3 protein-coding genes are annotated in these 7,334 nt (G+C 75.1%); all 3 read right to left on the bottom strand.

Translation table 11 applies throughout. The annotated features are described in order from the left end of the window. Positions 1-142 precede the first annotated feature (142 nt). Genes FMEAI12_RS29980 through FMEAI12_RS29970 form a run of 3 tightly spaced genes read right to left on the bottom strand, consistent with a single transcriptional unit; the run spans position 143 to position 7,271 of the window. A complete protein-coding gene (locus FMEAI12_RS29980; protein ID WP_112108674.1) occupies positions 143-1,795 on the bottom strand; it encodes a (2,3-dihydroxybenzoyl)adenylate synthase in 1,653 nt (550 codons plus the stop codon). After that, entirely contained in the window at positions 1,792-7,029 is a 5,238-nt protein-coding gene (locus FMEAI12_RS29975) for a salicylate synthase (RefSeq protein ID WP_112108673.1), read from the bottom strand. The genes FMEAI12_RS29980 and FMEAI12_RS29975 overlap by 4 nt, the downstream gene beginning before the upstream one ends. Next, entirely contained in the window at positions 7,026-7,271 is a 246-nt protein-coding gene (locus FMEAI12_RS29970; protein ID WP_020463386.1) for an MbtH family protein, read from the bottom strand. Before FMEAI12_RS29970 ends, FMEAI12_RS29975 begins: the two co-directional genes overlap by 4 nt. Positions 7,272-7,334: the final 63 nt, after the last annotated feature.

The following is a 7,334-nucleotide window of genomic DNA, read 5'->3' as shown; positions in this document are numbered from 1 at the left end:
GCGCGGACCCCGCCGCCCGGACAACGCCGAGGCACGACGGCGGCGGCGCGGGAGACGGGTAGAAAAATGCGATGGTCGGCGATGTTCCGACGGCGCCCACCGGGAGGCAGGGGCGAGCGCCGTCGATGTCAGAGCGGAAGGCTCAGGGGTCCAGCCAGCTCCGCAGCTCCCGCTTGTCGATCTTTCCGACGGCGGTGAGCGGGAACTCGCCGACGACCTCGAGCCGGTCGGGGAGCATGAACCGGGCCAGGCCGCGCTCCTGCAGGTAGCTCTTGACCTGCTTGAGCCGGAGGGCCTCGCCCGGCGCGAGGACCACCACCGCGCAGACGCTCTCGCCCACGTCCGGGTCCGGCATGCCGACGACCGCCACCTGCCCGATCGCCGGATGGGTCAGCAGGTGCTCCTCCAGCTCACCCGCGGACACGTTCTCGCCACCCCGGTTGATCACGTCCTTGACCCGGCCCTCGACCACGAGGTGGCCGGTCGGGAGCTGGCGGACGAGGTCGCCGGTGCGGAAGTACCCGTCGCCGTCGAAGACGGCAGAGTTGTGCTCGGCGGCCCGGTAGTACCCGCGGATCGTGTACGGCCCGCGGGTCCACAGCTCGCCCACCTCGCCCGGGACCACCCCGGCACCGGACCCGTCGAGCACCCGGACCTCGTCGGCCACGGCCAGCGGCCGGCCCTGCGTGGTGAACACGAGCTCGTCCGGGTCGTCGAGGCGGGTGTAGTTCAGCAGGCCCTCGGCCATGCCGAAGACCTGCTGGACCTTCGCCCCGAGGGTCGGCGTGATCCGCCGCGCCAGGCCCTCGTCGAGCTTGGCGCCGCCCACCTGGACCAGCCGCAGGCTCGTCGTGTCCGGCCCCTCCCACCCGGCCGCCTCGACCCACAGCCGGGCCAGCGGGGGGACGAGCGCGGTGACGGTGACCCGCTCGCGGGCGACCAGGTCGAAGGCGACGTCCGGACTCGGGGAGGGAGCCATCACGACCGTCGCCCCGACGCCGAACGCGCCGAGCAGCCCCGGGCAGGCCAGCGGGAAGTTGTGGGCGGCGGGCAGCGCGACGAGGTACACGTCGTCCGCCGTCAGCCCGCAGACGTCCGCGCTGGCGCGGGCGTTGTAGGCGTAGTCGCGATGGGTGCGCGGGATCAGCTTCGGCTTGCCGGTGGTGCCGCCGGAGATCAGCAGCACCGCGATACCGCCCGGATCCGGTCGCTCGGCGCCGAGATCCGGGCCCGCCCCGCCGCCGAGCCGGGCGGCGCGCCCGGCCGTGGCGAGCGCCGACAGCGCGGTGAACGGCCCGGGCTCACCGGCCACCAGGACGTGGCGCACGGCGGGAACCGCCTCGGTGACCTCCCGGGCCAGCTCCCGGTAGTCGAAGCCCTCGTGCCGGTCGGCGATCACATAGCCGACCGCGCCGGAGAGCCGCGTGAGGTGCTCGATCTCGACCCTGCGGTGGGCGGGCAGCGAGAGGACGCCGATCGCGCCCCGGCGCAGCAGCGCGAACAGCACGGTCACGAACTCGGCGCGGTTGGGCAGGTGCACCACCACGTGGTCACCGGGACCGATGCCGATGGTGGCCAGCCCGGCAGCGAGATCGTCCACGGCCGCGTCCAGCTCGGCGTAGCTGATCCGGTCGGGTCCCGAGACGAGCGCCGTCGCCGGCCCGAAGCGGCGCGCCCACTCCCGCAGCAGGTCACCCAGGGCCTGGTCGCCCCAGTACCCCCCGTCCAGGTAGCGCCGCTCGAGCTCCGCCGGCCAGCGCGTCCAGCCCTCGTCCACCGGCGCCGGGGCGGTCACGACGCACCGCCGAAGTCGGCGGGGAGCGTGTCCGGGTCGACCAGCTCGGCCGCGACCTCGTCGTCCGACATCGCCGCGATCTCCAGCGCGATCGCGGCGACCCGTTCCGCCCGGCCGGGGACGGTGTCGGCGGCGCGGATCCGCTCGGCGAGCGCGGCGACGGTCGGCGCCCCGAACACCGAGCGCACTGTGACGGCGGTGGTGTCCAGCTCGTCGCGCAGCCGCGTGACGAGCGCGGTGGCGAGGACGGAGTCACCACCCAGCGCGAAGAACTCGTCGGTGATCCCGAACTCGGCCACCCCGAGCACCTCGTGCCAGACGTTGTGCACGACCCGCTCCAGGTCGGTGCGCGGCGGTGCGTGGTCGGTCGCCCGGCCGGCCACCGCCTGTTCGACGGCAGTCGTCACCGTCCGGCGGTCGATCTTCCCGTTGGCGGTGAGCGGCAGGCTGTCGAGCGCGACCACCAGGTCCGGGACCATGTGCGGCGGCAGCGCGCGGCGCAGCCCCTCGCGCACGGCGCCGGCGATGCCCGCGCCGTCGCCGGAGCTCTCGCCGCCGGCCCCGCCGCCGTCGGCCTCGCCCGTGGCGGGGGTGGCCGGCACGACGCCGGCGCCGAGCACCGCGGGATGCCCGGACGCGCCGCGCACGAGCACCGCCACCCCCACCCGGACCTCCGGCAGCGCGGTCAAGGCTGCCTCCACCTCGCCCAGCTCGACCCGGAAGCCGCGGATCTTCACCTGGTCGTCGCGCCGGCCGAGGAAGTCCACCGTGCCGTCCGGCAGGTACCGGGCGATGTCACCCGTCCGGTACCACCGGGTTCCGGTGTGCTCGACGAAGCGGTCCGCGGTGCGCTCGGGATCGCCCAGGTAGCCGCGGGCGACGCCGTCACCGCCGATCCAGAGCTCCCCGGCCACGTGGTCGGGGCAGTCGCGGCCGAGCGGGTCGACCACCCGCAGCCGGACGTTGCGCAGCGGCGTCCCGTAGGGGACCGAGCGCCACTGCGGCGGCAGCGGGGACGTCCCCTCCACCTCGCAGATCGTCGAGTGGATGGCCGTCTCAGTCGTGCCGCCCAGGCCCAGGAACCGGCAGCCCGGCACCGCCGCGGCGAGCCGGCCCGGCAGGTCCACGCCCACCTTGTCGCCGCCGAGCAGGACCGCCCGCAGACTGTCCCCGAGCGCCACCCCGGCGGAGAGGACGAGGTCCAGCACCGTGGGGACGCAGTTGAGGACGGTCACGCGGTGGTCGCGGATCAGCTCCGCCCACCGGCTGGCCTCCCGGCGGGAGTCCTCGTCGACGAGCACCACGGCGCCGCCGGCCGACAGCGGGGCGAAGATGTCGAACACCGAGAGGTCGAAGTCCAGCGCCGACACGGCGAGCGTCCGGTCGTCGGTGCCCAGGCCCAGTCGTTCGATCAGGTCGGCGATCGTGTTCATCGCCGCCCGGTGCCCGACCTCCACGCCCTTGGGCTGACCGGTCGATCCGGAGGTGAAGAGCACGTAGGCCGGCCGGTCCAGCCCTCCGAGCCCGCCGGGCGCGGCTAGATCCGGTACCGGCGCCGGCTCGGCGGGCTGGTCCGGCGCCAGCTGGACGACCCCGGCGGGCACGCCGTCCCGGGGCGACTCGGTAATGAGCACCCCGAACCCGGCGGCGGCCGCGATCCGCTCCACCCGGGCGGCGGGTTGCTCGATGCCGACCGGCACGTACGTCGCGCCCGCCGCCAGGACGCCGAGGACGGCGACCACCTGGGACGGCCCCTTGGGCAGGCTGACTCCGACCAGGTCACCGCGGCGCACGCCGTGGCCGGCCAGCGCGCCGGCCAGCCCCAGTGCCCGGCGCCGCAGCTCGCCGTAGGCCAGCGAGCCCGGGCCGCCGGCGGTGTCCCACAGCAGCGCGGGGGCGTCGGGGGCCAGCACGGCGTTCTCGAAGAACCCCTCGTGCAGCAGCCGGGTCGGCACCGGCCCGGCGGTGTCGTTGGCCGCGGCGCGGATGGCACGGGCCGGTTCCGGCACCAGGCCGTCGACCGCCGTGTCCCAGGTGCCCGCGGTGTCGGCGAGGCCGCGCACCAGCCGTTCGAAGGCGCCGAACATCGCGTCGACCACGCCCGGGGCGAACTCGCCGTCGCGGACGTCCCAGTTGACGAGCAGGCCGCCGTCCAGCTCGGTGACCTGCGCGTCCAGGAGCACCTGGGGGCCCTGCGAGATGATCCACACCGGGTCGCCGAAGTGCTGGCGGACCCCGGGGCCGAACAGCTCTCCGAGCCCGAGCGCGCTGGTGAACACCACGGGCGCCAGCACCTGCTCGCCGGTGCGGCGGGTCAGGTCGCGCAGCACCTCCACACCGGAGTAGTCCGCGTGCGCCGCGTCGGCGTGCAGCCGGGCCTGGACCTGGCGCACCCGGGTCGCGAACGGCTGCGGCTCGGCCAGGTCGACCTCGAGCAGCACCGAGCTCGTGAAGTCCCCGACCACCTGGTTGACGTCCGTGTGCACCTGGTCGCGGTCGAACATCGGCACGTTGAGGACGAACCGGGACTCGGTGCTCCACCCGGCGAGCACCTCGGCGAACGCGGTCGCCACCGCCATCGCCGGGGTGACGCCCCGGCTGTGGGCGGCGCGCTGCAACGCCTGGCGCGCCGACGGACCGAGGACGAAGTGACGCCGCGTCACTCGCGGCGGCTCGCCGGTGGAGCCGGTAGCGCCCGCCGCGCTCGTGGCGCCGGTGCTCCCGGCGGTGCCCGCGTCGTCGGGCGAGGCCAGGCGGGGCAGGCCGGGCGCGCCGGGCAGGCCCGGCAGCCGGCCCTGCCACCACTCGGCGGCCGCGCGTGCCGCCGCGCGCCTGGCCGGGCCCCGCGCGGCGCGGTACTCGCGGAAGGTGTAGCCCAGCGGCGGGTGCGCCTCGCCGGGACGGTCGTAGAACCGCGCGAGGTCGTTGAGCAGCACCCGGTAGCTGACGGCGTCCGCCGCGACCATGTCGACGTCCAGGTGGAGCCTGGTCCGGCCCTCCGGCAGCAGGCTCAGCGCGGTGGCGAACACCTCGCCGTGCTCGATGTCCAGCATCTGGTGCGACATCCGGTCCCGCACCGCGGCGAGCCGGGCCTGGGTCTCGGCCTGGCCGAGCTCGCGCAGGTCGTGCACGGTGAGACCGCGCCAGCCCGAGGTCGCCTCGACGACCTGGCTCCCGTTGTCCGTGATCCGCACGCGCAGCATGTCGTGCCGCACGACGAGCGCCTCGATCGCCGTGCGCAGCCGGTCGACGTCGACTCCCGCGCCGTCGAACTCGGTGTATAGGTGCGCCGCGACCTCGCCGAGCGGCTGCCCGCCGTCCCGGCCGACCCAGTAGGCATGCTGCATGAGCGCGAGCGGGAACTCACCGGCCTCCGCGCCGTCGTCGGCGGTGGAGATCGACAGGTCGTCGGACGGCTCCGAGGCCAGGTCCAGCCCGGACCCGGCGGATGCCCCGAATGCCCCGGACGACTCGGCCGCCTCTGACGCCTCGGCGCCCGCCGGCGCCGCGGCTGTACCGGGCGCCGGATCGGCGCCGTCTCCCGGCTGGCCGCCGGCCCGCTGGCCGCCGTCGCGTCCCGCGAGGCCCAGCGCGCCGCCGGACGCCGCGGCGTCACCCACGCCGGCGGGCTCGGCGGGCGCCCGCATCGACAGGAGCTTGCACCAGCCGTCGACGGTCGGATTCTCCGCGAGCTCGGCGAACGAGACCGCCGTCCCGGCCCGGCGCCAGCGGCCGACGGCCTTCATCAGGGCGATGGACTCCAGGCCCAGCTCGAACAGGTTCGCCTCGTTGCCGATCGCCGACGGATCCTCGTCGATCAGCTCGGCCACGATGCGGCGGACATCCTCGAGCTGGTACCCGGGGGTGCCCGCCCGCGCGGCGGGAACAGCCGGGGCGGCCGGCGCGGCGGGCGCCGCGACCAGGAAACGGCTGACGCTGCGCAGCTTCTCCCGGGTCTCCTCCGCCTCTCGGTCGGGGTCGGAGTGGCCGACGATGCCGGCCCCGGCGCGCAGCCAGGTCCGGCCGTCCTGCTGGAACACCGTGCGCAGCACCAGCGCCGCGTCGAGCCCGCCGTCGGAGTCAGCGATCAGCACCGCGCCGCTGTACAGGCCGCGGAGCTCCCCCTCGTAGTCGCCGATCACCGCGCACGCGACCGGCTTGGGCACGCCGGAGGCGGTGATGGAGGGGAAGACCGCGCCCAGTGCGTCCCAGGCGTCGCGGCCGGCGGCGAGCCGGCCGGCCACCCGCGAGGCAAGGTGCTGGACGCTGCCGCGGGGCAGCACGTTCATGAACTGGTCCACGACCACCGACCCGGGCCGGCAGACCTGGAGCAGCTCGTCCTGGCAGGCCTGTACGGAGACAGCGTGCTCGTAGATCTCCTTGGGATCGGAGAGCAGCACCTCGCGCAGATCGCGGTCGACGGCGGGATCGCCGGTCAGCGCCCGGGTGCCGGCCAGCGGCTGGGTCGACACCAGGCCGTCCGCGGACACCTCGACGATGGTCTCCGGGCTGAACCCGGTGGCCCGCAGGTGGCCCGTGTCCACGATGAACGACCGCGCCGGGTTGTTCCCGGCCCGGCCGACCTCGTAGGTGGCCACCAGGTCGACGTCGCCCGCCACGGGCACGACGCGGGAGAGGATCACCTTGCGCAGCCGTTCGGCGCGGATGTCGGCGACGGCCGCCGCGACGATCCGGCGGTACTCGTCGACCCCGTGCTCGAGGTCGACGACGGCGCGCGGGGCGCTGGCCGCCGGCGGGCCGCTCGGCACGGCGGCGAGCAGCTCGGCCAGCTCCGCCAGATCGGCGGTGTCGACGGCGCGCAGGACGGCGACCCCGTCGATCAGCCGCACCTCCCGCCGTGGCACGATCACGTGCAGCAGCGGATCGTCGCCGGCCGGCACCGGCTGGCCCTGCAGGAGCAGGCTGAGCTCGAACGCCGCCCAGCCGTAGGCCCGCCACCCGGTCGCCTCGAGGCCGCCGAGGACGTCCGCGACCTGGCGCAGCGGGGTGGCTCCGGTCGGCTCGGACCGCCAGTCGCCGCTGCCCGTCCGGTGCCTCACCTCGGTGGCGCTCAGCACGACCTCGGCGAGCACCCCCGAGCCGCAGGACCACTCTCCGTCGCGCTCGTAGAGCACGAACGGCGCGGCCAGCCCGCGCGCGAGACCCGCGGCGGCGGCCTGCGGCGACTGGTCGAGCGGGACCGACCTGCTGCGGTAACTCCCTTGCGCTCTCACCGCGACGCGGAGACGTCGGAGCCGGCCGCGTCCTTCTCCATCTGCTCAACCAGGCTGCGGGGACGCAGATCGGTCCAGTTGGCCTCGACGTAGTCGAGGCACGACTGACGGGTCTCCTCGCCGTGGACGACGGTCCAGCCCGCCGGCACCGCGGCGAAACTCGGCCACAGCGAGTGCTGACCCTCCGAGTTCACCAGGACGAAAAAGGTGCCGTTCTCGTCGTCGAAGGGATTCGTCGACATGACTGCCGTCTCCTCGGGTCGCGCCTACAGGTAAGGCCCACCTAAGCGGCGGTTAAGTAAGGC

It is taken from the genome of Parafrankia sp. Ea1.12 (assembly GCF_900465275.1).
GTDB lineage: Bacteria > Actinomycetota > Actinomycetes > Frankiales > Frankiaceae > Parafrankia > Parafrankia soli.
This window is presented reverse-complemented; position numbering and strand designations above follow the sequence as displayed.